This is a genomic window from Candidatus Palauibacter sp., assembly GCF_965208055.1.
Classification (GTDB): Bacteria; Gemmatimonadota; Gemmatimonadetes; order Palauibacterales; family Palauibacteraceae; genus Palauibacter.
The window spans coordinates 450,342-473,318 of record NZ_CBDBNY010000004.1 but is presented as its reverse complement, the minus strand read 5'-3'; the positions used below and the strand labels follow the sequence as shown (position 1 = coordinate 473,318).

Here is a 22,977-nt window from a genome sequence, read left to right as displayed (position 1 = left end):
GATTCTACGCCATGTCGCCGAGATCCGCTCCGGCGGCCGTTCGCCCCCGCGACGATCCCCTGCTCGAGGAGAAAGCATGAGGCCGAGGGCTTTTGCCGCCGAACTCGTGGGCACGTTCGCGCTGGCGTTCTCCACGCTGATTTCCATCAACCATGTCGGTTTTCCGATCCCGACGCCGGCGATGGCGGCGCTCACCCTGGGGGTCCTGGTCCACCTGCTCGGGCCGGTGTCCGGCTGCCTGCTCAACCCGGCGGTGACGATCGCCATCTGGTCCGTCGGCAAGCTCGCTGCCAGGGACGCCGGCTCGTTCATCGTGGCGCAGTTTGCCGGCGCCGGACTGGCCCTCTCCATCGGAGGCCTCCTGTTCCCCGATCCGGTCCCGCTTCCTGTAGACGCTTCCGCCGGCACCGGCATCGCCGAGATGCTGGGCGCCGCGCTCCTCGCCTTCACGATCGCGGCCGTCTTCATGGGGCGCGTCCCCGCCCGGCTGACCGGCGCCGTCATCGGGGTGGCCCTGGTCGTGTCGATTTCATGGGCGGCGCACGGATCGAACGGCGTGCTCAACCCCGCGGTCGCCCTCGGGATCGGATCCTTCTCGCTGGCCTACGTCTGGGGACCGGTCGTCGGCGCCCTGATCGGCGCGCACCTGTCCCGCTACGTGTGCGACCCGGGCGACCAGGGCTGACTAGACGTCCGTCGCGTAGCGGTCGGCACCCATGAAGTGCAGCGAGACGTAGGGCTCGTCGCCGACGACCCAGGAGTCGTGCGGTTCGGGCGGGATATGGAACAGGTGGCCGGCCCGGAGCTCGACGACGCGGCCGTCCGGGAACGCCGCGGTGGCCGTTCCCTGGAGCACGAGACCCACATGCTCGACCGGACAGAGCGGTTCCTCCGACGGCACGTGCTCGGACCATTTCCAGCCTGGCTGGTACGTCGCGCGCCCGATCGTGAGGCCTCCGATCCGGACGACCTCGAAGCGGCCGAGTTCGAGTTCGCGGACCTCGTCCGGCTCCTCGAACCGCCGCAGGATGACGTCGATCACGACGGCGCGTCTTCGTCCGGCGCCTCCCCTGCCGCGAGGTCGCGATAGAAGGTGAGTCCGTTCATGTCGAGGTCGTAGAAGGCGAACTCGCGCGTTCCCCAGGGTGTCCGCCGCAAAGCCGTGCGCTCGTGGAAGACCCCCTGGTTCCGGTATTCCTCGAACAGATCCTCGACCGCGGGCACGACGAAGCGAAGCATGGGCCGCTCGACGCGGGACCACTCCTCCGCGTCGTGCCACTGGATGTGCAACTCGATCCCGTCCCGCCTCACGCCGGCGTACCCCGGATCGCGGGTGGAATCGGCGAAGGCGAGTTCGAAGCCGAGCCGTCCGACGTAGAAGCCGATCGCGGCAGCGACATCCCGCGACGGAAGCACGGGCTGTACCGCCTCGAGGCGGGCCGCCCGCTCCTCGGCCGCTATCGGTAATTCTCCATCAGGGCGTCCAGCGCGTCCGCTCCCGGGCACAACTCCTCGAAGGGGAGGTTCCACAGCGGCCGATCGACCGTCCCCAGCACGTCGTGCAGATCCCTTGACTCGGGGTCCACGTAGAGGAGCCCGGTCGGCACCTCGCCCGCGTTCTGCCGCTCGCGCAGGTAGCCGTACACGGTGTCCCTGTCGGTCGCGTCGTAGTCGCCCTCCACCTGGCGGAAGCGGATCACGCTGCCGTCGTGCATGCGGACATCGCGCACATCGGCGGATCCGATGTCGGCCGTGATCTCGTCCGCCGGGGGGACGAAGTCCTTCGGGGCCACGAACGCGGCCTCGACCGCCTCGCGGAAGTGCTCGCGCGTGTAGGCGTAGCTCTTGGTCGAACCCACGTGGTCGTTGAAGGTCACGCACGGAGAGATGACATCGACCAGAGCCAGACCCGGGTGCCGGATCCCCGCCTTGATGATGGGGACGAGCTGGTCCTTGTCGCCGGAAAAGCCCCGGGCCACGAAGGTGGCGCCGATCGAGAGCCCGAGCAGGGCGGGATCGATGGGGGGCTGTTCGTTCGGCACGCCCCGCTTCGACTTCGAGCCCATGTCGGCCGAGGCCGAGAACTGGCCCTTCGTCAGGCCGTAGACCCCGTTGTTCTCGATGATGTAGAGGAGGTTGAGATTGCGCCGCACCGCGTGGCACAACTGTCCGAGCCCGATCGAGAGCGAGTCCCCGTCCCCGGAGACGCCGATGTACACGAGGTCGCGGTTCGCCGCGTTCGCTCCGCTCGCCACCGACGGCATCCGCCCGTGCACGCTGTTGAAGCCGTGCGATTCGGACATGAAGTACGCGGTCGTCTTCGACGAGCAGCCGATCCCGCTCATCTTGGCGGCCCGGTGCGTGGGGATCGCGAGTTCCCACGCCGCCTCGATCAGCGCCGCCGTGACGGAATCGTGGCCGCAGCCCGCGCAGAGCGTCGACATCACGCCCTCGTAGTCGCGGCGCGTGAGTCCCAGTTCGTTCTTCTCCAGACTCGGGTGGAAGACCCGCGGCTTGGCGATGTACGTCATGCTCCCACTCCTTCCGCGGTCTCCGCCGCGAGACCGAGGCGATCCTTCACGCCCGCGATGACGTGGCGCGCGCTCAGCGGAAGCCCTCCGTAACGGAGGACCGAGGCCAGCCGTTCCTTCGAGGCCGGCGTCTCCAGCGTGAGCAGCGACTTCAACTGCGCATCCCGGTTCTGTTCGATGACGATGTTGAGATCGTGGGCCTCGATGAAGCGCGCGACCTCGGGCGCGAAGGGAAACCCGCGGATGCGCATGTAGTCGAGCCGGAGCCCGTCCTCCGCCTCCATGCGCTCGATGGCCTCGCGCACCGCGCCGTCGCAGGCGCCCACCGTGATGAGTCCGTATCGCGCATCCGGCCGCGAGCGGATCTCCGGGGGAGGCACCGCCTCCGCCGCGCTGTCGATCTTCACGGCGATGCGGTCGATGACCTCCTGGTATTCGTCCGGATCCTCCGTGTACTTGCCGTACTTCGTGTGGCCGGAGCCGCGCGTGAAGTAGGCCCCCTTCGGATCCTCGCCCGGGATCGTGCGATACGGAATCCCGTCGCCGTCCACGTCCAGGTAGCGATAGAAGGTCTCGATCTCCGCGAGCGCCTCCGCGTCGAGCACCTTCCCGCGATCCGGCGTGTACTCGTCATCCCACTGGAAGCGGGGCACGACCCAGTCGTTCATCCCGATGTCGAGGTCGGAGAGCACGAAGACGGGCGTCTGGAAGCGCTCCGCAAGATCGAACGCCTGCACGCTGAACTCGAAACACTCCGCCGGGTCCCTCGGGTAGAGGCACACGTGCTTCGTGTCCCCGTGCGAGGCGTAGGCGCAGAGGAGGATGTCGCCCTGCTGCGTGCGCGTCGGCATCCCGGTCGATGGGCCGACCCGCTCGATGTCGAAGAAGACGCACGGGACTTCGGCGTAGTAGGCGAGTCCGATAAACTCCGTCATGAGCGAGATCCCGGCCCCGCTCGTCGCCGTGAAGGCCCGGGCTCCGGCCCACCCAGCGCCGATCGTGATGCCGGCCGCCGCGAGTTCGTCCTCCGCCTGCAGGATCGCCGCCGCGCTCCGTCCGGTTTCCTTCTCGACGCGCAGACGCCGGCAATAGGCCGTGAAGGCGTCGACGAGCGAGGTCGAGGGCGTGATCGGATACCAGGCCGCGACCGTCGCGCCCGCGTACACGCAGCCCAGGGCCGCCGCCGTGTTGCCGTCGATCAGAATCGAGTCGCGCGTGGCATCCATCTCCTCGAGCCGGATCGGCAGGGGGCACTCGAAATTCTCGGCCGCGTGGTCGTAGCCGAGTCGGATCGCCTCGAAGTTCGCGTCGAGCAGGTGCCGCTTCCTTTCGCCGAAGGTCTCCTCGAGCAGTCCGCGGATCACCGCCATGTCCATGTCGAGGAGGGCGGCGAGGGCGCCGGTATAGGCGATGTTCTTCATCAGGATGCGCGTGCGGCCGCCGTCGAAAGTCCTCACGCACATCTCTGCCAGCGGGATGCCGAGGAAGTTCACGTCCTCACGCCGCAGCGTATCCGCCATGGGCCAACTCGAGTCGTACAGCAGCCAGCCGCCGGGAACGAGTTCCTCGATGTCCCGGGCGTAGGTCTCCGGGTTCATCGCCACGATGAGGTCGAAGTCCGGCGTGCGCGCCACGTGGCCCGACCGGTTCACGCGGATCTCGTACCAGGTGGGGAGGCCCTGGATGTTCGAGGGGAAGACGTTCTTCCCCGACACGGGGACCCCCATTCGGAAAATCGACTGCATGATGAGGCCGTTGGCGCTCGCGGAGCCCGTGCCGTTCACGGTGCCGATCTTGAGCGCGAAGTCGTTCACGCGGACCGTCTTCATGTCGGCCATTCCGTCAGGGAGTCACTGAAACGGAGCCGCCCGGCGACATCTCCTCGATTCCCATCCCGGAGTAGGGGTGCTCCGCGTCCTGCCCCGCGTACGGCTTGAGCAGATCGAAGGTCCGCATGTCCCAGGCCGCCGTCGGACAGCGCTCCGCGCACAGCCCGCAGTGAATGCAGAGGTCCTCGTCCTTCACCATGACGCGGGCCGTCTGCGGCAGCGACTCCGAAACGTAGATGTCCTGGTCCGCGTTCGCGGCGGGCGCGGTGAGCCGCGTGCGGAGTTCCGCTTCTTCCCCGTTGTGCGTGATCGTGAGACAGCTGAGCGGACAGATGTCGATGCAGGCGTCGCATTCGATGCACAGACTCCCCGTGAAGTGCGTCTGGATGTCGCAGTTCAGGCAGCGCTCGACCTCCGTCAGCGTCTGCTCGAGGTCGAACCCCTCCTCCACTTCCGTCTCGATGCTCTTGAGACGCTCCTCCAGGCGGACGTGCCGCATCTTCCGCCGTGCGGCGTACTCGTAGTCGTTCGAGTAGCTCCACTCGTGAAGGCCCATCTTGGCGCTCACGAGGTTCATGCGCTCCGGTGGACGCTTCCGGAGATCTTCGCCGTTGCAGTAGGCGTGGATGGAGATCGCCGCCTGGTGCCCGTGCTCGGCCGCCCAGATGATGTTCTCCGGGCCCCACGCCGCGTCGCCGCCGAAGAAGACGCCGTCGCGCGTCGACATGAACGTCGCGCGGTCGACGACAGCCTCGCGCCACTTGTTGAACTCGATTCCCGCGTCGTCCTCGATCCAGGGGAAGGCCGTCTCCTGCCCGATGGCGAGAATCACGGCTTCCGCGGGGAAGAAGGCCTCGTCGAGTTTCGTGGAGACGAGCCGGCCCTGGTCGTTCTCGTGCCACTCCACGATGTCGAAGTTCATCCCCCTGAGGACGCCGTCCTCGACGACGAACTCGGTGGGCGAGTGGTTCTCGACGATGTCCACCCGCTCTTCCTCGGCGTCCTCCAGTTCCCAGGGGGAAGCCTTGAAGTACGGCTTCGACTTGCGGGCCATCACCTTGACGTTCGTGCCGCCGATCCGCTTCGAGGTGCGGCAGCAGTCCATGGCCGTGTTCCCGACCCCGATGACGAGCACGTTCTCCTCGATGGAGTTCGTGTGCCCGAAGGCGACGGATTCCAGCCAGTCGATGCCGATATAGATGTGGTCCGTATCGTACCGGCCCGGCAGGCGCAGCTCCTTGCCGCGCGGGGCGCCGGAGCCGACGAAAACGGCGTCGAAATCCTGCTCCAGGAGCCACTTCATGCTTTCGACGGGCGCGTTGTAGCGGATGTCCACGCCCATGTCGAGGATGTAGTCGATCTCCTCCCACAGCACTTCGGGGGGCAGGCGGAACTGCGGGATGTTCGTCCACATGAGGCCGCCCGGCCGGTCGTTCTTCTCGAAGATCGTGACCTCGTAGCCGAGCGGCATGAGGTCGCGGGCGACGGTCAGCGACGCGGGACCCGAGCCCACGCATGCAATCCTTTTTCCGTTCTTCTTCTTCGGGATATCCGGGAAGCGGGGGGTGATGTCGCCCCGGAGATCGGCGGCGACGCGCTTGAGGCGGCAGATCGCGACCGGCTTCTCCTCGACCCTTACGCGCCGGCAGGCGGGTTCGCAGGGGCGGTCGCACGTCCGGCCGAGGATGCCCGGGAAAACGTTCGACTCCCAGTTGAGCATGTAGGCGTCGTCGTACCGTTCCTGCGCGATGAGGCGGATGTAACCCGGTACGTTCGTGTGGGCCGGGCAGGCCCACTGACAATCCACGACCTTATGGTAGTAGTCGGGATTCCCGACGTTTGTTGGCTCCACCGTTTCTCCTCGGGCTTACCCCGCCCGACAGGCACTGCGTTCCCCGGCCCGTGAGTCGCGTGGTGAAACAACCGCCCGCAATCGTAGGGGACGAACCGGCTTGTCGCCAGTTTTTCGGGTGGCTGCGGCCGGATCGTCGGGCGATGGCGAGCGGATCGTTGCTGCGGCGCCCGGCGCCGCGGAAGTTGAGCCCATGATGAGACAGCCCGTGCACACGGTGGCCGGCGGGGCTCACCTCTTCCGGCGAGATACGGCGGCGAAGCTCGGACGGATCGCGGGGCGCTATCTCGACCGGTACGCGACGGACCCCGCCGCTCTCGCGGAGGCGCTCGGTAATCGCCTTCCTTCCGGGATCGCGGAGACGGTGCACGCGCGCGTGCGCGCCAAGCTCCAGCGCGAGCCCGTCGAGAGCTTCCTCATCGACTTCGAGGACGGCTTCGGCGCTCGGTCCGAGCCGGAAGAAGACGAGGCGGCGGCGACGGCGGCGGCGGAGGTCGCGGCGGCGGTCGCGGCCGACAGTCTCCCGCCCTCGCTCGGAATCCGCATCAAATCCCTGTCCGAAGTCACGGGCGGGCGGGCGCTCCGCACGCTGGAACTCTTCCTCACCGCGTTCGCCCGGACCCGGCGCGACCTGCCGGACGGTTTCGCCGTGCTTCTTCCCAAGATCGCCGCGGCACGGCAGGTGGAACGCCTCTCCGAGACTCTGGATCGGCTCGAGGCGGCGCTCGACCTGCCGGAGAGGCGGGTGGCCATCGACCTCATGATCGAGACGCCGCAGTCGCTCGTGGCGCCGGATGGACGGATCGCCGTGCCCGAGCTTGTCGCGGCGGCGGGGGGGCGGTGCCGCACCGTACATCTCGGAGCGTACGACCTCACGGGCGCCGTGGCGGTGGCGGCGGAAGCGCAGACGCTGGGGCACCCGTTGTGCGACATGGCGAGGCAGATCCTTCAGCTCTCTCTCGGCGGGACCGGCATAGAGCTTTCGGACGGGGCGACGAATGTGCTGCCCGTCGAACCGCATCGAGGAACGGCCGCGACCTCGCCGGCCGAGCGGGCGGAGAACGCGGCGGTCGTCCACGACGCATGGCGCCTGCACTACTCCGATGTTCGGCGGTCTCTGAGCCAGGGCTTCTATCAGAGCTGGGACCTGCACCCCGCACAACTCGTCTCCCGCTACGCGGCCGTCTTCTCCTTCTTCCTCGAGGGCCTGGACGCGGCCGCGAGCCGCCTCAACCGCTTCGTGTCCGCCGCCGGACAGGCCGTCCTCACGGGATCCGTGTTCGACGACGAAGCCTCGGGCCAGGGCCTCCTGAACTTCTTCCTGCGCGGGCTCGCGAGCGGCGCCCTGACGGCGGAGGAAGCGGCGCGCTCCGGTCTCACGAGGGCGGAACTCGAGACCCGCTCCTTCCGCACGATCCTCGAGCGCCGCCGCGGGTGACCGCGGCCTGCATCGACCCCGGCGCGATTCAGTCGGAGAGTCCCACGGCGCGGACGCGGACGCCGCCTCCCTCGCCGGGAATCGTCCACGCGAACAGGAGTTCGTTCGGCGTCCGCACCATGCGCGGGAACCCGCTCGAGCGTTCGCCGGCGGTCTCCGAAATCAGGAGCGGGGCCTCCAGCGACCCATCGGGATGGACGCGACGGGCGAGGACGCGCGGCGTGTCGCTCGAGGCTTCGAGCCACACGACGACCGCCGAACCGTCGTGGAGGCTCTCGATGTCCACGCGGCCCAGCGGCAGCCCCTCGTCGATTCGGATGCGGGCGCCGAAGGTCGCACCGCCGTCTCCGGAGAAGGTGACGTACACCTGCGGCGTGCCGCCGACGCCCGTGTACCAGGCCGAGACGAGCGCCCTTTCGTCGCCGCTCAACTGCGGCCCGTTCACGGGGCAGCCGGGGATGACCCAGCCGTCGGTCGACAGCGGAGCGGGCTCCGTCCAGCGCTCCCCTGCCCCGCGCACCACGGCGATGTCGCGGACTTCGGACTCGCTCCGGTCTCGGTAGGCGGCGACCAACCCGTCCCCGACCCGGGCCAGGGCGGTCTGGCAGCACTCGCACGTCCGGTCGTCGAGCAGCACTTCGGGGCCCAACCGGCCGTCCGGCGCGAGCGTCCGGAAGCGGACGGACATGGCTCCACGCTCCACTCCGCCCTCGCCCCCCACGTGCTCGCCCCCGCCGGACTCGCCCGCCATCGCGCGGGCATCGAGCCACGTGAGCCCCGCGCCGTCCCGCCACGGGACCATCGACACGAAGCCGTGCTCGGTCGGAGACTCGTCGTCGTGGGCGCGGAACGGCTCCGTCCACGTCATCCCGTCATCCGAAGAAAGCGCCAGCATGACGTGGTACGCGTACGGCGCGTCGGCGACCTTCTCCAGCCAGTGTACCGCGAGCGTGCCGTCGGGCATCTCGACCGACGAGGGGAAGTCGGCCCAGTTCACGAACATCGCCTCCGACGCCCACACGGTACGCGGGGCAGACCAGCCGCCTCCATCGCGAATCGCCAGACGCAGCGCGGGCACGCCGTCCTCCGGCTCGATCCATGTGAGGATCGTACGCCCCTCCGCCCCCAGGGCCAGGGACGGCTCGCCGCTCGGAGACGGCCGCTCGAACTCGACATCTCCCGACTGCAGCGACATCTGGCGTTCCGCCTCGCCGGCGCACCCGCACAGGACTGCGGCGACGGCGACGGAACGGATCCGCCGGCCGGGACGGGCTCGCTTACGGTTTCGCATGTGGCCTCCGAACATTCTCATCTCCCGCGCGTGAGGCCGTATGATACGCGACGGAAGCCGACCTGAGAACTCCGCGGACAGGAGGCGAAGTGCCACAACGCGCATCGGTGATGACGGGACCGGGACAGCCGCTCGAGATTCGGGACTTCGATGACCCCGACCTCGGACCGGGCGAGACGTGGCTGGAGATCGAGGCGAGCGAGGTGTGCGGAACCGATGTCCACCTCTTCCACGGGCGTCTCGCGGGGGTGCCCTGGCCCATCATCCCCGGGCACGTGAGCGTCGGACGCGTGAGGGAGACCCGCGGACCGGGCGTCGACGCCGCCGGGCGGCCGCTGGCGGAAGGGGACACCGTCACCTTCTTCGACGTGGTGGGCACATGCCACCGCTGTTTCTACTGTTCCGCCGCGCGGCAGCCGAACCTGTGCCCGCACCGCCGCGTCTACGGCATCACGTTCAGCGCCCGCGACGGACTGCTCGGAGGGTGGGCGACCTCCATGCGGCTCACCGCCGACACGTCCATCTTCAAGCTGCCCGAGGGACTCGCGACAGCGGACGTCATCGGAGGCGGCTGCGGGCTCTTCACCGGTTTCGGAGCTGTCGAGCGATCGGACCTGCGGCCGGGCGACACGGTCGTCGTCCAGGGCTCCGGCCCCGTCGGCCTCGCGGCAGCCGCCTTCGCCCGGGTCCGGGGCTGCGGCCTCCTCGCGGTCATCGGCGACCCCGACGATCGCCTCGACCTCGCCACCGCGATGGGCGCCGACGTCACCCTCTCCCTGAGCCGAACGTCGGGCCCCGACCGGTCGGCAAGCGTGGCCGACCTCACGGAGGGCCGGGGTGCCGACGTCGTCATCGAGGCGAGCGGCAACCCGGCCGCGATCCCGGAGGGCTTCGCCCTCCTCCGCGACGGAGGCACCTACGTCGTGGCGGGCCACTACACGGACGTCGGACCCGTCTCCATCAACCCGCACCTCGACATCAACCGGAAGCACGCGACCGTTAAGGGACGCTGGGGAACCGAACTGCCGCATGTCTCACGCGCGCTGGACCTGCTCGCCCGACACCGCCTCCCCTTCGCCCGCGTGATCGGGGGAGAATACGACCTCGAGGACACCGCTCAGGCGCTCGCCGATGTCGAGCGGCTCGCCGTCACGAAGGCGATTATCGTTCCGGGCTAGAAATCCCTGGCCACCTGGCGGGCGGACTCGACGCGGACCGTGAGGATATCGATGTCGTGGTACTGCTGGTGGCGGATCGAGGAAGCGTAGTGCCTCAGCAGCCGCAGCGGCGTCTCCGCCTCGACGGGGACGCCCACGGCCGCCTCGCTGAGCATCGCCAACTGATCCTCGACGTTCTTCTCGTCCGACGTCGCAATGAACTCGATATCCGCCGAGGGACCATCGCCGCGCGCGATGACCAACAGATTGCGCGTCACTTCCGGCGCATCGCGCGCATCCTGCGCCTTCTCGCGGGCGAGGATATGCACCGTCTCTTCGCCCACCGCGCGCAGACGCGTTTCCATGTCCTCGTCCCAGCCGTTGCGCGCGGCGAACTTCACCAGGAAGGCGTCGACCTCCGACCAGGTATCGTCCGACAGCCCCGTCTTCAATCGCGCCCGACGGCCGCCGGTCCCGACGATCGTGAGGAGGATCACCGTGAAACCGCCGACGGTCATGCCGTTGCCGAGGAGTTCCGCCCATGCCCCCTGGAAGTATTCGGGGTAGATCCAGTCGAACTGGAAGGCGATCCCCATCCAGAACGCGACGCCGACCACGAGGCCGTTGCGATAATCCAGCCCCTCCTGGAGCAGGATCTTCATCCCGAAGACGAAGATCAGCGCCACGATCACGACGAAGTAGGCCGCCACGACCGGGCCCGGGATCGCGATGATGAGGGAGAGGAGTTTCGGCAGAAAGGCGAACGCCATGAAGACGATGCCGACGCAGATCCCGATGGCTCGGGAGGCGACGCCGGTGAGTTCGGCGACGGCGATGCTCATGCCGTAGGTCGTATTCGGCACGGTTCCCGCGAGACCCGAGAGGAGATTTCCCACGCCGTCGGCGGAGATCGCGCCCTGGATGGAGCGGAAGTCGATCGCGCGCGGCCGACGCCATGAGACCCTCTGAATCGCGATCGCGTCCCCGAGCGTGTCCATGGCGCCCACGAGCGTCACCATCACGAAGGACGGCAGCAGGGCCCAGAACTCGGGCCGGAAACTCAGGTCGAGCCCGGGATATGCCAGGTCCGGCAGGCCGATCCAGCGGGCCGCGGAGACGGTGGACAGGTCGTAGATCCCGAACCCGAGGCCGGCGACGAGACACCCGGCGACGATCCCCAGGGCCGGCGCCCAGAGCCGGAGCGCGCCGGAAAACCTGAGCGGGACCAGCACCATGACCGCCAACGTCACGATTGCCGTGACCGGCCCGGCGGCCGGCGATGCCCCCATCGGCACCTCACCCAGCTTCTGCAGGATCATCGGGGCGAGCGTCACCGGGATGAGCATGAGGACGGTGCCCGCCACGGTGGGCGTGAAGATCCGCCGCAACAACGCCATCCTGGAGGCGAGAACGAACTGAATCAGCGAGGACGCGATGATCAGGAGCGCGAGCATCCCCGGCCCTCCCTGCTCGAGGGCGGATACGCTCACCGCGAGAAAGGCGCTCGTGCTCCCCATGACGAGGATGTAGCCCGCGCCGATCCGCCCCACGCTGCGCGCCTGGATCGCCGTCGTGAGCCCGCTGATGAGGAGGGCCGCGAACACCGCCCACGACAGGTAGGCGTCGCTGCCGCCCGCAACCGTGATCATCACCGTCGGCGTGAGCACGATGCTGGCGAGGCAGATGAGGGCGTACTGGAGGCCGAGTCCGGCGGCGATGGGCAGCGGGGGGCGCTCGTCCGGCTCGAAGCGCACGTCCTGGCGGGCGAGCGCGGGGCTGGAGTCCGCCATCAGCCGCCGCTTCCTCCGGCGAGAGCTTCGGCGCGTGCCGCGGAGCGCCAGCGCTCGGGGTGGGCCGCGAGCCGCTCCACGGCCTCCGCAAGGACTTCGAGCGCCAGGTCGATGGTATGGAGGTGCGTGCGGAAGGCGAGCGCCGCCATCCGCAGCCAGACCGTCCCATCGATCGTCGTCGAGGAGAGGAAGATCCGGCCATCGCGGTGCGTCTCTTCCACGAGGGCCCGGTTGAATGCGTTCGCGTCGCCGAACTCCGGCACCCAGCGATAGGTCACCACGGAGAGTTGCGGCTCCGGCCCCACCTCGAACCGGAGCGCCTCGATCCTGCCGTGGAAGTACCGCGCGAGCTCGAGCTTCTCCCGGAGGCAGGCCCTGAACGGCCCCTCCCCGTGAAGAAGAAGGGGCAGCCAGACCCGCAGTCCGCGAAAGTGCTTCGTGAGCTCGGGCGACACGGCGGCGGGAGAGGGTCCCCGGCGCTCGGCCTCGACCGTGTCCTGCAGATAGCTGGCGCCCGACGCGTGCGCCTCGGCCAGGGCCTTTCCGTCGCGCACCAGCACGGCGCCCGTTCCGTAGGGGAGGAACATGCCCTTGTGCGGATCGAGGACGAGGGAATCCGAGCGTTCCAGCCCCGCCAGCGCGGGCCTGATCTCCTCGAGCAGGCCGAAGAAGCCGCCGTAGGCGCCGTCCACGTGGAACCAGAGATCCTCGCGCTCGGCAACGTCCGCGATCGCGGCGAGCGGGTCGATGGCGCCGATGTCCACCGTGCCGGCCGATGCGAATACGAGCCAGGGGCGGAGTCCGCGCGCGCGGTCCTCCGCCACGAGTTCGGCGAGCGCGTTCGCCCGCATCCGAAAGTCCCCGTCCAGCGGGACATCGCGCCGCACCGCCTCTCCCACGCCGGCCATTCTGAGCGCCTTGTGCAGGCAGTGGTGCAGGTGGGACGAGGAATAGACGACCGCCCGCTCGTAGTCGCGGGCGCGAAGTCCGGCCGCCTCGCGGGCGGTGACGACGGCGATCAGGCTCGCGATCGAGCCTCCCGAGGCAAGGTTCCCCGCGCATGTGGCCGGATACCCCGTGAAACGCGCCATCCAGCCGAGCACGACATTCTCCATCTCGACGGCGCCGGGGCCCGTAAAGCGCACGCCGGCGTATTCGTTCGTGACGGCCGCGAGGTAGTCGGCGAGCGAAGAGGCGTAGATGCCGCCGCCGGGGATGTACCCGAGGTGCCCGGCGTGGGAGGGCACGAGCCCCGCCCCCACGACGGATTCATCGATCCGGTCGATGAGCCGCTCGAGGGACCGCTCGACGGACCGCGCGTCGCTCCCGACGCCGAGTTCCCGGATCTTCGCGACGGCCGACTTGTCGTGCTGGTAGGCGGGTCGTTCGGGAAGCCCGCTCAGGAACCCCTGCGCGTAGGCGTGTACTTCGGCCATGAGGCGATCGCGCTCGCCCGCGTCGGGGTCGAGCGGCCGCGCAGCCTCCTCCAGTTCCAGGATCCGGGACCGCTGCCGACTTGAGTTCGAGCGCATGATGCGATCCTATCTCTTTCGTTCGGGGGACGCGAGCTTTCCGGCTCCTTTCCGGCTCCTTGCCGCTCTACGGGAGGATCCCGCTTGTATCGGCACAGAAAATCCGCCTGGAAGTACGGCGTTGCCGCGGTGCTCGCCCTGGGGCTCGCGTCCGCCGTCGAGGCGCAGTCGCGTGCCGGCCGTGCGGAAGGCTACCTCCGATCCTTCCATGATCTGAGACTCTTCAACGGCGCGGCCCTGATCGTCGACGACGGCGAGGTCCTGTTCGAGGGGGCGTTCGGCCGGTCCGATTTCGCGGGCGGCGGGGCGAACGCGCCGGGCACGCGGTTCCGCATCGCTTCGCTGACGAAGCAGTTCACGGCCGCGCTGATCCTCAGACTCGAGGAGGAGCAACTGCTGCGGGTCGAGGATCCCGTGGGCCGGTACATCGAGGAATATCCGCCGGAAAACGCGGAACGGATCACGCTCCACCACCTGCTCACCCACACATCGGGGCTGCCGAGCTACACGAACATGCCGGGGTTCATGGAGTGGGAGGCCGCGACCCCGTTCTCGCCGGACGAGATCATCGCCCTCACATGGGAAGATCCGCTTTCGTTCGAACCGGGGACCGACTTCGAGTATTCGAACTCGGGCTATGTGCTCCTCGGCTGGATCGCGGAACGGGTCACGGGCTTGAGCTACGACGAAGCGCTCCGCACGTACGTGCTCGACCCGCTGGAACTGCGCGATACCGGATACGATCACGGGCTTTGGCCGCCGGAGGGCCACGCCCGCGGACACACCCGCGATCTCGTCGGCTATCGGCCGGCGCGTCTCATCGACCCGTCCGTGCCCTACGCCGCCGGCATGCTGTACTCCACCGTCGGCGACCTCGCTCGCTGGGCCACGGGCCTCTTCGTTGAAGGGAGTCTGTTCCGGGATACGGAGACGCTGGCGCGGATGACGACCCCGGGCCTCGAATCCGGGTCGTACGGGTACGGCGTGGGCGTGCGGAGGCGGGATATCGAGCGCGATCTCGGCGTGCGCGCGATCGAACACTCGGGAGGGATCTTCGGCTTCTCCTCCTACCTGCGCGTCTTCCCGGACCACGGACGCCTCATCGTGCTGCTGGACAACACGTCCTCCGACCTGGGACCGCTCGTGCAGGGTCTGACGAATGTGCTGTGGGGCGCCGAAGCCGTGCGGCCGAAACCGTCGATCGCGGAGCGGCTGCTGCCGATCGTCCAGGCGGGCGGGGTCGAGGCGGCGATGTCGAGGTACGACAACTGGCGGCGGACGCGACCGGAGGAATACGACTACTCCTCCGGTCAGATCCTGCGGCTCGCGGGCCATTTCCGGGAGGACGACCCTGATACGGCCATTGCGATCCTCGAGGCCTACGCGGCCGGAACGCCCGAGACCCCTCGCGTCCGCTTCGCGCTGTCCGAACTTCACGAGGAAGTCGGGGCCCTGGAAGCGGCATCCGCCCACATCCGGGACGCGCTGACGTACAACCCCGGCATGCCCCGCCTTCTTGAGCGCCTGTCCGATCTGGGCGTCGAACCCGATCTGGCGCTGCGGCTCCCCATCGTGCGCGTGGATCCCGGGGATCTGTCCTCCGTGGTGGGCGAATACCGGATCGACCCCACCACGACGCTGACCGTCACGCTCGAGGAGGGCGTGCTCATGGCCGCGCGCACGGGCGAGGACGCGTTCCCGCTGCTCCCCCAGTCCCCGACCACCTTCCTGATGCACGGTTCGGCCGTGCAGTTCGTGTTCGAAGTCGCGGACGGCGTCGCGGGCGGCGTGTCGGTGGTGGAGGCGGAACGGCGGCTCGTCTTCCCCAGAATCGGGAACTGAGCGGGTCCGCATCGGCATGCACGACTTCGCGGTCATCGGGCTCGGAGCCATCGGAGGCGCGACCGCGGCCGAACTCATCCGGCGCGGACACTCGGTGGTGGGATTCGACCGTTACACGCCTCCACACACGATGGGATCGGCGCACAGCGACACGCGGATGATCCGCGAGGCCTGGTACCGGGGGTCTCCCTACATGCCGCTGGTTCGCGATGCCTACCGCGGCTGGGCGAACCTCGAGCGCGCGTCCGGCAGGAGGCTGCTGCGGACGGCGGGCGCCCTCATGATGGGGCCGTCAGATGGCCGCGTGTTCGCGGGGAGCCCGCTGCGCGGCGTCGCGCAGCCGGACACCGACTACATCTTTCTCTCCGCTGACGAGGTCGTCGACCGCTTCCCCTGGCTCCGGCCGGATCCCGGGACCGTCACCATCTACGAACCGCGCGCCGCGATTCTCTCGCTGGAGGCCTGCCTCGAGGTGACGCTGGAGGCGGCGGAGGGCGCGGATCTGCGCTTCGACGAGCCCGCGACCGCGTGGTCCACGTCGGCCTCCGGCGTCCGGATCCGGACCGCACGAGGGGAATACGCGGCGCGGAGGCTCGCCATCGCGGCGGGAGCCTGGACTCCGCAACTGCTTCCCCGGCTGTCTCTCCCGCTCGAAGTGGAACGCACGGTGCAGTACTGGCTGGAACCTGCCGGGGAGCATGCGAACGCGCTCGCGGAGGGTCCCGCCTGGGTGTGGGAACTCGAACGGGAGGGGACCTGGTACGGCTTCCCCCCGACGGCACGAGGCCTCAAGGCGGGGATGCACTTCCAAGCCGGACGCCGGACCGATGTCGAGCAGGTCGACCGCGAGGTCGGCAGCGCCGAGACGGAGGCACTGCGAAACCTGTTCGACCGGTATGCGCCGGGCGCGGCGGGCGCGCCGACTCACGCGTCCGTCTGTCTCTACACGAACACGCCCGACGAGAACTTCATTCTGGACCGCCATCCGAGGCTCTCCCGCGTCGCCATCTTCGCGGGGGGCTCGGGTCACGCGTTCAAGTTTCTGCCGGTCCTCGGCGGGCTCATGGCGGACCTTCTCACGGACGAGCCGCCGTCCCGGGACCTGTCCCCGTTCTCCCTCGACCGCTTCCGCTGAGGGGCCCGGCAAAACGCAGGAAGAGGGCCGGTACGACGACCATGTTGAGCGTGGTGGAGGTCACGAGCCCCCCGAGTACGACGACGGCGAGCGGGGCCTGAATCTCCTTGCCCGGTTCGCCGATGCCCAGGGCGAGCGGAACGAGCGCGAGGCCCGCCGTGAGCGCCGTCATGAGGATGGGGCTGAGACGCTCCATGGAGCCGCGCCGGATGCTCGCGCCGAGGCCGGCGCCCGCGCCACGCAGATCCTGATAGCGGCTCACGAGAAGGATCCCGTTTCGCACCGCGATGCCGAACAGCGTGATGAACCCGACCAGCGTCGCGATGTTCACGGTGCCGCCGATGAGCAGGACCGCGAGCACGCCTCCGGCCAGCGCCAGAGGCAGGTTCACCATGAGCAGGGCCGCGATCCGGGCGCTCCCGAAGGCTCTGAACATGATGAGGAAGATGGCGGCGATCGAGAACAGCGAGAGCAGCGTGATCCGCCGCGTCGCCTGCCGCCCGCTCTCGAACTGGCCCCCGTACTGCACGTAGTATCCCGGCGGAAGTTCGACCTCGGCCGCGACCCGCGCCTGAAGCTCCTCCGCGGCTCCGCCCACGTCGCGCCCCGCGACGTTCGCGCTCACGACGATCTTGCGTTGCACGTTCTCGCGGCTGATCGCGTTGGGGCCCAGCGACGGCACGATCGAAGCGAGTTGCGACAGCGGCACGGTAGCGCCCGCCGGCGTCGTCATCAGCGTGCCGCCGATCGCCTCGGGGTCCGTGCGGTGTTCGTCCGCGTAGCGAACCACGAGGTCGAAGGCGCGCTCCCCTTCCCGGATGAGCGACACCTCCTCCCCCTGAAACGCGACATCCACGGCCGCCGCCATCGCCGCCGGCGTGACACCGTGACGGGCCATCGCGCGGCGGTCGGCGCGGATCTGAAGCTGGGGGATGTCCGCCTGCCTCTCGACGGAGAGGTCCACCAGACCCTCCACCGTTCCCGCGACGGTCTCGATCTCACCGGCGATCTCCCGCAGTTGCCGGAGATCGGGACCGAACAGACTCGCCGCGATGGCCGCCCGCGTACCCGAGAGCATGTGATCGATCCGGTGGCCGATCGGCTGCCCGATCGTGACGTTCGTCCCGGGGAGCCCCGCCAGGTCGTCGCGGAGCGCGGCCATGACCTCCTCGATGCCGTGCTCCGAAAGGTCCAGCCGCGCGTCGACCTCGGAGGCGTTCGCGCCCTGGGCGTGCTCGTCCAGTTCGGCCCGGCCGGTCCGCCGCGAGGTGGAGACGACGGCGGGGTGGGCCAGGAGTTGGCGCTCCACGCGGGCCCCGATCGCGTCGGACTCCACCAACGACGTCCCGGGCAGACTCACGACGGAGATGGTCAGCGTCCCCTCCTGGAATTCGGGCAGGAATCCGCGTCCCAGCGCGGGCACGAGAGCCAGAGTGCCGAGAAGCAGGAGCGCCGCTCCGCCAAGCACGGCCCCGGAACGTCGAAGCGCCCCGTCGAGGACGCGCCCGTACGCCCGTTCGAGCCCACGCATCAGCCACGGCTCGCGCGGGCGGGAGATCGCGCGATCTCGCGGCATGAGCATGTGGCAGAGGGCCGGCGTGACCGTGACGGCGACGAGCAGTGATGAGAGGATGCTCACGATGTAGGCCAGTCCTAGCGGCCGGAGCATGCGCCCTTCCACGCCGGACAGGAAGAAGAGCGGGACGAAGACGATGGAGATGATGAGGGTCGCGCTCAGGATCGGGGTCCGGATCTCCCGGGCCGCATCCCGGACGAGCGACAGCGGCCGGCGCCGGCGATCCGGCGGGCGACGGCGGTCTTCGCGCAGGCGGCGGTGTACGTTTTCGACGACGATGATCGCGTCATCGACGAGGGCGCCGATCGCGATGGCCATGCCGCCCAGCGTCATCGTGTTGATCGTGCCTCCGAGGAGCCGCAGCACGATGACGGCCAGGGCCAGCGAGAGCGGAATCGCGAGCACGGAAATCGCCGTCGTCCGGAGGTTCCACAGGAAGAGCAGGAGCACGGCGATGACGAGCAACGCACCGTCGCGCAGGGCTTCGATCACGTTTTCCACGGCGAGCGATATGAAGTCGGCCTGCCGGAACACGGCCCTCTCGAAGGCCACGCCCGTCGGGAGTTCCGCCTCGATCTCGTTCAGTTCGGCATCGATCCGCTCCGTCAGCTCCAGCGTGTTGGCGCCGGGCTGTTTCTGAATCGAGAGAACGACGGCGGGCTCCGCGTTCACGGAAGCGGTGCCGAGCCGGACGCGCGGACCGATTCGAACCTCGGCCAGATCCTCGATGAGGACGGGCACACCCTCCCTCACGGCGACGACGGTCAGCCCGATCTCCTCCAGGCCGCGCGCGCGGCCGATGCCGCGGATCAGGACCTCGCGCCCGCCCGAGCGATAGACGCCTCCCGACGCGTTCCGGTTCGAGCCCGCCGCCGCCTCCAGTACCTGATCGAGCCCGACCCCGTACGCGAGCAGGCGCTCGGGGTGGATCAGGATCTGGTACTGGCGAACCTGTCCGCCGATGGAGACCACCTGCGACACCCCGGGCACGGCCAGCAGCCTTCGCCGCACGGTCCAGTCGGCGACCGTCCGCGCCTCCATGAGTCGCGGGGCGGGGGCGCTCATGCCGACGAGCAGGATCTCGCCCATGATCGAACTCACGGGCGCGAGGACAGGCGCGCTCACGTCGTCGGGCAGTTGGGCCGCGGCGAGTTGAAGCCGCTCGTTCACGACCTGCCGGGCGCGGAGGATGTCCGTCCCCCAGTCGAAATCCACCCAGACGATGCTGATCCCCTGAGCCGAACTCGACCGGACCCGGCGCACGCCGGCCGCGCCGTTCACCGCCGTTTCGATCGGGAAGGTGACGAGACTCTCGACCTCTTCCGGGGCCAACCCGTGGGCGTCGCTGAGCACCGTCACGGTGGGAGCGGTGAGGTCGGGAAAGACATCGACGGGCAGCGTGGCCCCCACCCATCCCCCGCCCGCCAGGAGAAGGACCCCGGCGGCCACGACGAGGAAGCGGTTCTCCAGCGAGGCCTGGACGAGCCCGTCCAGCAGTCCGTGCAGGAGGCCCGGCCGGTCTCCCGCGGGTCCGGGAATGCTCATCCCGGGGTCCTCAGTGCGGGTGCCCGTGGTCCGAGACCTCCACGTCGCCGAGGGAGGCAAGTCTCACCTGGTAGGCGCCGACGACGACCACTTCTTCCCCGTCGGAGACCCCGGAGTGGACGATGGTCCACGTTCCGTCCGAGGGGCCGGTCTCCACGACCCGCCTCTGAAACGCTTCTCCGCCGACCTTGGCGTAGACGACGGGGAGGCCGTCCTCGTCCAGGATCGCGCCGGTCGGGACGGCCACGCCTTCCACAGGGGTACCGAGGAGCAGGTGTCCCTCGGCCAGCATCCCCACCTTGAGCTCCCCGCCTGCGTTCGCGACCGCGAACCGGACCGGCAGCGTACGGCTCCCGGCATCGATGATGCTCCCCACCGATACCACGCGATCGGCAGCGTGCGTGTGGGTCGTGCCTTCGACGGTGAACCACGCGCCGCGGGCGTCGCTGGCCGCTTCGGCGTAGCGGGCCGGAACCCGCGCGACGAACCACAGGGTGTCGGGGCGCACGACCGTGAAGGCGTGCGTCCCCGTGGCGACGTGCTCCCCGGGGGCCACATGGCGCTCGGCGATCACGCCCCCGATCGGACTCCGAAGCCGGTAGACGTAGGGTTCGGGACCGCCGTCCTCCTCGCCGGAGCCGCCGCCGGCCACTACCTCGAAGGCCGCCCGCGCCACCGCGAGGTCGTGCCGCGCCCCCTCGAGGCGGCTCTCGGCAATCGCCCCGGCCGCGAAGAGACGCTCCATCCGGTTCGCCTCGCGCCCGGCCTCCTCCACGTCGGCCCGCATGCGAGCGTACGAATCGTCGAGGCTCGTCGGGGCGATCAACGCCAGCGTCTCTCCCTTCTGCACGACCTCGCCGGGTGCGGGCGACGGTCCCTGGACGAGCACGAGACCTTCCACGGGGGTCGAGACGTGCGCGAGGCCGCGGGCGGGGGCCGCGACCTCCCCGGTCACCGGGATCGAGTTCGGAATCCGGCGCCTCTCCGCGACCGCCACCTGGAACGGCATCGCCCACTGCTCTTCCTTCGGGAGCGCGATCAGCCCCGGTAGCGGCTGCTCCACGTCGTGCGGGAGCGCGTCTTCGCTCTCGAACACGCGCAACTGCCCCACCGGAATCGCATGGTCCGCGCCGCCGGCCGTGAGCGTCATGTCCGCGCGCCAGGTCCCGGTCTCCGAGAGGGTCGGGCTCGCACTGTAGATGCCCGGGCTCGCCGGGGCCGGCAGTACAATCTCTTCGCGGGCGCCGCCCGGTCCCCGGAGCAGGAGCACGAGGCGCCCCTCCCGCACCGGTTTCCAGTCCGCCAGCCAGGTGAGGTGGATCGCCCACGGCTCGCTCGCGACCCCCCGCACGTGCGGAGGGTACTCGACGAAGAGTTCGAGCGACTCGGTCCAGTGCGTCACGACGCCGCCGCCGGCATGGGAATGATCGGCCGCCACCGCCTCGCCGGTAGACGGCGCATCACACCCCACACAAAAGAGCATCGTCACAAGGGAGACCGCCCGGGTCACGCGCATGACACCTCCTGGACCGCAAACCTGTTCCACCCGTTGAACGTTGCCCGGCGCTCGGCCGCAGGCCAGAGCGCCCGAAACCTCGACCCGGGAGCGGCCCGTACTGTTCGGCAGAGCGTGGACGCGCCACCTTGCAGCGTATGCCATGCGCGGAAGAGGAAACCTCATGAAAAAGATCGCCATCGCCGTCGCCGTGATCGTCATTCGGAAGCTGCTCAAGAAGCTCTGACGGCGGACGTCACCCTCGGTGACTCGCGGATCTCCGCGACACCACGCTAGTCCGGCGAGGGTCCGATCCTTCCCGGCCTCATCGCCGTGAGGGCCGGCAGCGGCCGCAGCGCCTTCCGGTCATACGAGAAGTAGATGAAGAAGGGTCTGCCCCGCATCTTCCCGCGCTCGACGAAGCCCCAGAACCGCGAATCGAGACTCTGGTCCCGGTTGTCCCCCAACATGAAGTAGCGTTCCGGCGGAACCACGAGCGGCCCCCAGTTGTCCCGCGTGGGTTTGTACTCGCCTCGCTCCGGGTCCGGGATCAGGTGATCCAGTTGCCACCGCATCCGGGGATCCCCCTCATCCAGCTGTCGCGGATTCCGGCGGATGTAGGGTTCGTCGACCGCGACGCCGTTCCGGTAGAGAACGCCTCTCTCCATTCGGAGCGTGTCGCCGGGCAGTCCCACCGTACGCTTGACGATATCCAGCCCCGGAGAATGGTCCGCCCTGAACACGATGATGTCCCGGTACTCCGGCTCGGCGTATCCCGGCAAGCGGGCGTTCGTAAACGGGATCGGCGCGCCGAGCGACGTCTTGTTCACGAGCAGGAAATCGCCGACGAGGAGGGTCCCCTCCATCGACCCCGAAGTGATTACGAACGTCGCGAGTAGAAACGTCCGGAAGAAAACGAAGATGAGGGCCGCGACCGCAAGAGTACGCATCCAGTCGCGGAACCACGCGGCGCTGAACGCCGGTGGAGATGGGGAACGTTCCCGCTTGCCTTCCGCGGCTTCGTCCGCCTCTTCCTTGCTGTCCTTTGCCTTGCGACCTCGTGCCATGTATCGGGACGCCTGTTATGGGGATCGCCGGCGCGCCGGGCGCCGGGCGTCATCGTCGGTTGCGGCGGACGCTACTCTGTGGCCAAGTCAGCCGCCGCGCAAACGTCCGGCGGCCGGCGGGCAGGCCCGGCCGGCGCCGCGAGCCTCACGCGAGTCGTCTACCGCCGTGCGGCCTGGCCACGCCAAGGTAGACGGAGCCCAGCACCCGGGGCACCCCGGGCATCGTGAAGCGGTCGAGTTCGATGATCCGGAATCCGCCGCGCTCGATCTCGGCGTCGATCTTCCGGTTAACGTTGCAGCCGCAGGCCACGAAGTTCTGGACCGGGTTCCAGGTGTCCTGCAGGCGCGAAACCCAGCCTTTCTCGTTCCGTCCGTGCTCGAGGAAGAGGAGTTCGCCTGAAGGCTTCAGCACACGCCTCAGTTCCAGGAGGGCCTCCCGGACCCGTGCGATCGAACACAGCGTCCAGGTGCTCGTCGCCGTGTCGAAATGCGCGTCCGGAAAAGGGAGTCGGTCGGCGGCATCGTGGATCATGCGCTCGACGCGGAAGGGGGCCCGAGCGACGCGAGCGCGCACGCGGCGTTCGAGCACGGCTGCGGGGTCGATTCCGGTGACGCGGTGAACCGATGTCGGGTAGCATTCGAGATTGAGGCCGGTGCCGAAGCCGACCTCGAGTACGTTCCCCCGTGCGCGGGAGAGCACCCGGCGCCGGTACCTGCGATGCACGTCGCTCCCGAGCCCGCTCTCCATGAGGCGCGGGAAGATGTGTTCGGAGTACAGCCCCACTCGCTTTCCTCCCGGGTGACGCGGGCAAAGGTTGAAACGTCTACCCAAAGATAGACGTAGCGGCTCCCGTCGGGATGTATCGCCCGCCCGGGCGGCCGCGTCTCGCCATCCGC

General features: G+C 69.0%; 17 protein-coding genes. 5 read left to right on the top strand and 12 right to left on the bottom strand.

Features of this window, described 5'->3' with window-relative positions; translation table 11 throughout:
• The first annotated feature begins 76 nt into the window (after nucleotides 1–76).
• Nucleotides 77–685: an aquaporin gene (locus ACOGXI_RS02280; protein WP_419937288.1), complete on the top strand. Its 609-nt coding sequence runs from the start codon at nucleotides 77–79 to the stop codon at nucleotides 683–685.
• Here the strand turns inward: ACOGXI_RS02280 and ACOGXI_RS02275 are convergent, their stop codons facing one another.
• The 5 genes from ACOGXI_RS02275 to ACOGXI_RS02255 are packed head-to-tail and all read right to left on the bottom strand — an operon-like array spanning nucleotide 686 to nucleotide 6,212.
• Nucleotides 686–1,042, bottom strand: coding sequence for a cupin (locus ACOGXI_RS02275; RefSeq protein WP_419937287.1), 357 nt, complete (start codon nucleotides 1,040–1,042; stop codon nucleotides 686–688).
• Nucleotides 1,039–1,416 (bottom strand): VOC family protein, encoded by a 378-nt coding sequence (locus ACOGXI_RS02270; RefSeq protein WP_419937286.1) that lies wholly within the window; start codon nucleotides 1,414–1,416, stop codon nucleotides 1,039–1,041. Before ACOGXI_RS02270 ends, ACOGXI_RS02275 begins: the two co-directional genes overlap by 4 nt.
• A 41-nt stretch (nucleotides 1,417–1,457) precedes the next feature.
• Nucleotides 1,458–2,531 carry a 2-oxoacid:ferredoxin oxidoreductase subunit beta gene (locus ACOGXI_RS02265; protein WP_419937285.1) on the bottom strand — a complete coding sequence of 358 codons (1,074 nt, stop codon included), beginning with the start codon at nucleotides 2,529–2,531 and terminating at the stop codon, nucleotides 1,458–1,460.
• Nucleotides 2,528–4,360 (bottom strand): 2-oxoacid:acceptor oxidoreductase subunit alpha, encoded by a 1,833-nt coding sequence (locus ACOGXI_RS02260; RefSeq protein WP_419937284.1) that lies wholly within the window; start codon nucleotides 4,358–4,360, stop codon nucleotides 2,528–2,530. The genes ACOGXI_RS02265 and ACOGXI_RS02260 overlap by 4 nt, the downstream gene beginning before the upstream one ends.
• A 13-nt stretch (nucleotides 4,361–4,373) precedes the next feature.
• On the bottom strand, nucleotides 4,374–6,212 hold the full coding sequence (locus tag ACOGXI_RS02255; protein WP_419937283.1) for an FAD-dependent oxidoreductase: 1,839 nt from the start codon (nucleotides 6,210–6,212) through the stop codon (nucleotides 4,374–4,376).
• Between the two features lie 193 nt (nucleotides 6,213–6,405).
• Here ACOGXI_RS02255 and ACOGXI_RS02250 point away from each other — a divergent pair, with 193 nt between their 5' ends.
• On the top strand, nucleotides 6,406–7,650 hold the full coding sequence (locus ACOGXI_RS02250) for a DUF6986 family protein (protein ID WP_419937282.1): 1,245 nt from the start codon (nucleotides 6,406–6,408) through the stop codon (nucleotides 7,648–7,650).
• A 28-nt stretch (nucleotides 7,651–7,678) separates the two neighbouring features.
• Here ACOGXI_RS02250 and ACOGXI_RS02245 read toward each other — a convergent pair whose 3' ends face one another.
• Complete coding sequence (locus ACOGXI_RS02245; RefSeq protein ID WP_419937281.1) at nucleotides 7,679–8,941, bottom strand: sialidase family protein; 1,263 nt, start codon at nucleotides 8,939–8,941, stop codon at nucleotides 7,679–7,681.
• An 89-nt stretch (nucleotides 8,942–9,030) separates the two neighbouring features.
• Between ACOGXI_RS02245 and ACOGXI_RS02240 the strand changes: the two genes are divergently transcribed.
• Nucleotides 9,031–10,119, top strand: a complete 1,089-nt coding sequence (locus tag ACOGXI_RS02240; RefSeq protein ID WP_419937280.1) for a zinc-binding dehydrogenase — start codon at nucleotides 9,031–9,033, stop codon at nucleotides 10,117–10,119.
• On the opposite strand, the gene ACOGXI_RS02235 is transcribed toward ACOGXI_RS02240, so the two are convergent.
• Both ACOGXI_RS02235 and ACOGXI_RS02230 read right to left on the bottom strand, forming a co-directional pair.
• Complete coding sequence (locus ACOGXI_RS02235) at nucleotides 10,116–11,888, bottom strand: uracil-xanthine permease family protein (protein WP_419937279.1); 1,773 nt, start codon at nucleotides 11,886–11,888, stop codon at nucleotides 10,116–10,118. The two genes, ACOGXI_RS02240 and ACOGXI_RS02235, sit on opposite strands and share 4 nt — an antisense overlap.
• Nucleotides 11,888–13,420, bottom strand: coding sequence for a pyridoxal phosphate-dependent decarboxylase family protein (locus ACOGXI_RS02230; protein WP_419937278.1), 1,533 nt, complete (start codon nucleotides 13,418–13,420; stop codon nucleotides 11,888–11,890). Before ACOGXI_RS02230 ends, ACOGXI_RS02235 begins: the two co-directional genes overlap by 1 nt.
• Nucleotides 13,421–13,504: 84 nt before the next feature.
• On the opposite strand from ACOGXI_RS02230, the gene ACOGXI_RS02225 reads away from it, so the two are divergent.
• Together ACOGXI_RS02225 and solA are read left to right on the top strand one after the other, a co-directional pair.
• A complete protein-coding gene (locus ACOGXI_RS02225) occupies nucleotides 13,505–15,262 on the top strand; it encodes a serine hydrolase (protein WP_419937277.1) in 1,758 nt (585 codons plus the stop codon).
• 16 nt (nucleotides 15,263–15,278) lie between these two features.
• A complete protein-coding gene (solA, locus tag ACOGXI_RS02220; protein WP_419937276.1) occupies nucleotides 15,279–16,397 on the top strand; it encodes an N-methyl-L-tryptophan oxidase in 1,119 nt (372 codons plus the stop codon).
• Here the strand turns inward: solA and ACOGXI_RS02215 are convergent.
• From ACOGXI_RS02215 to ACOGXI_RS02200, 4 genes are all read right to left on the bottom strand, one after another.
• Nucleotides 16,339–19,518, bottom strand: coding sequence for an efflux RND transporter permease subunit (locus ACOGXI_RS02215; protein WP_419937275.1), 3,180 nt, complete (start codon nucleotides 19,516–19,518; stop codon nucleotides 16,339–16,341). The two genes, solA and ACOGXI_RS02215, sit on opposite strands and share 59 nt — an antisense overlap.
• Before the next feature lie 10 nt (nucleotides 19,519–19,528).
• The gene (locus tag ACOGXI_RS02210; protein ID WP_419937274.1) at nucleotides 19,529–20,956 is read right to left on the bottom strand and encodes an efflux RND transporter periplasmic adaptor subunit; all 1,428 of its coding nucleotides are present in this window, start codon (nucleotides 20,954–20,956) and stop codon (nucleotides 19,529–19,531) included.
• Between the two features lie 350 nt (nucleotides 20,957–21,306).
• A complete protein-coding gene (gene lepB / locus ACOGXI_RS02205; protein ID WP_419937273.1) occupies nucleotides 21,307–22,080 on the bottom strand; it encodes a signal peptidase I in 774 nt (257 codons plus the stop codon).
• Between the two features lie 145 nt (nucleotides 22,081–22,225).
• The gene (locus tag ACOGXI_RS02200) at nucleotides 22,226–22,864 is read right to left on the bottom strand and encodes a class I SAM-dependent methyltransferase (RefSeq protein WP_419937272.1); all 639 of its coding nucleotides are present in this window, start codon (nucleotides 22,862–22,864) and stop codon (nucleotides 22,226–22,228) included.
• Nucleotides 22,865–22,977: the final 113 nt, after the last annotated feature.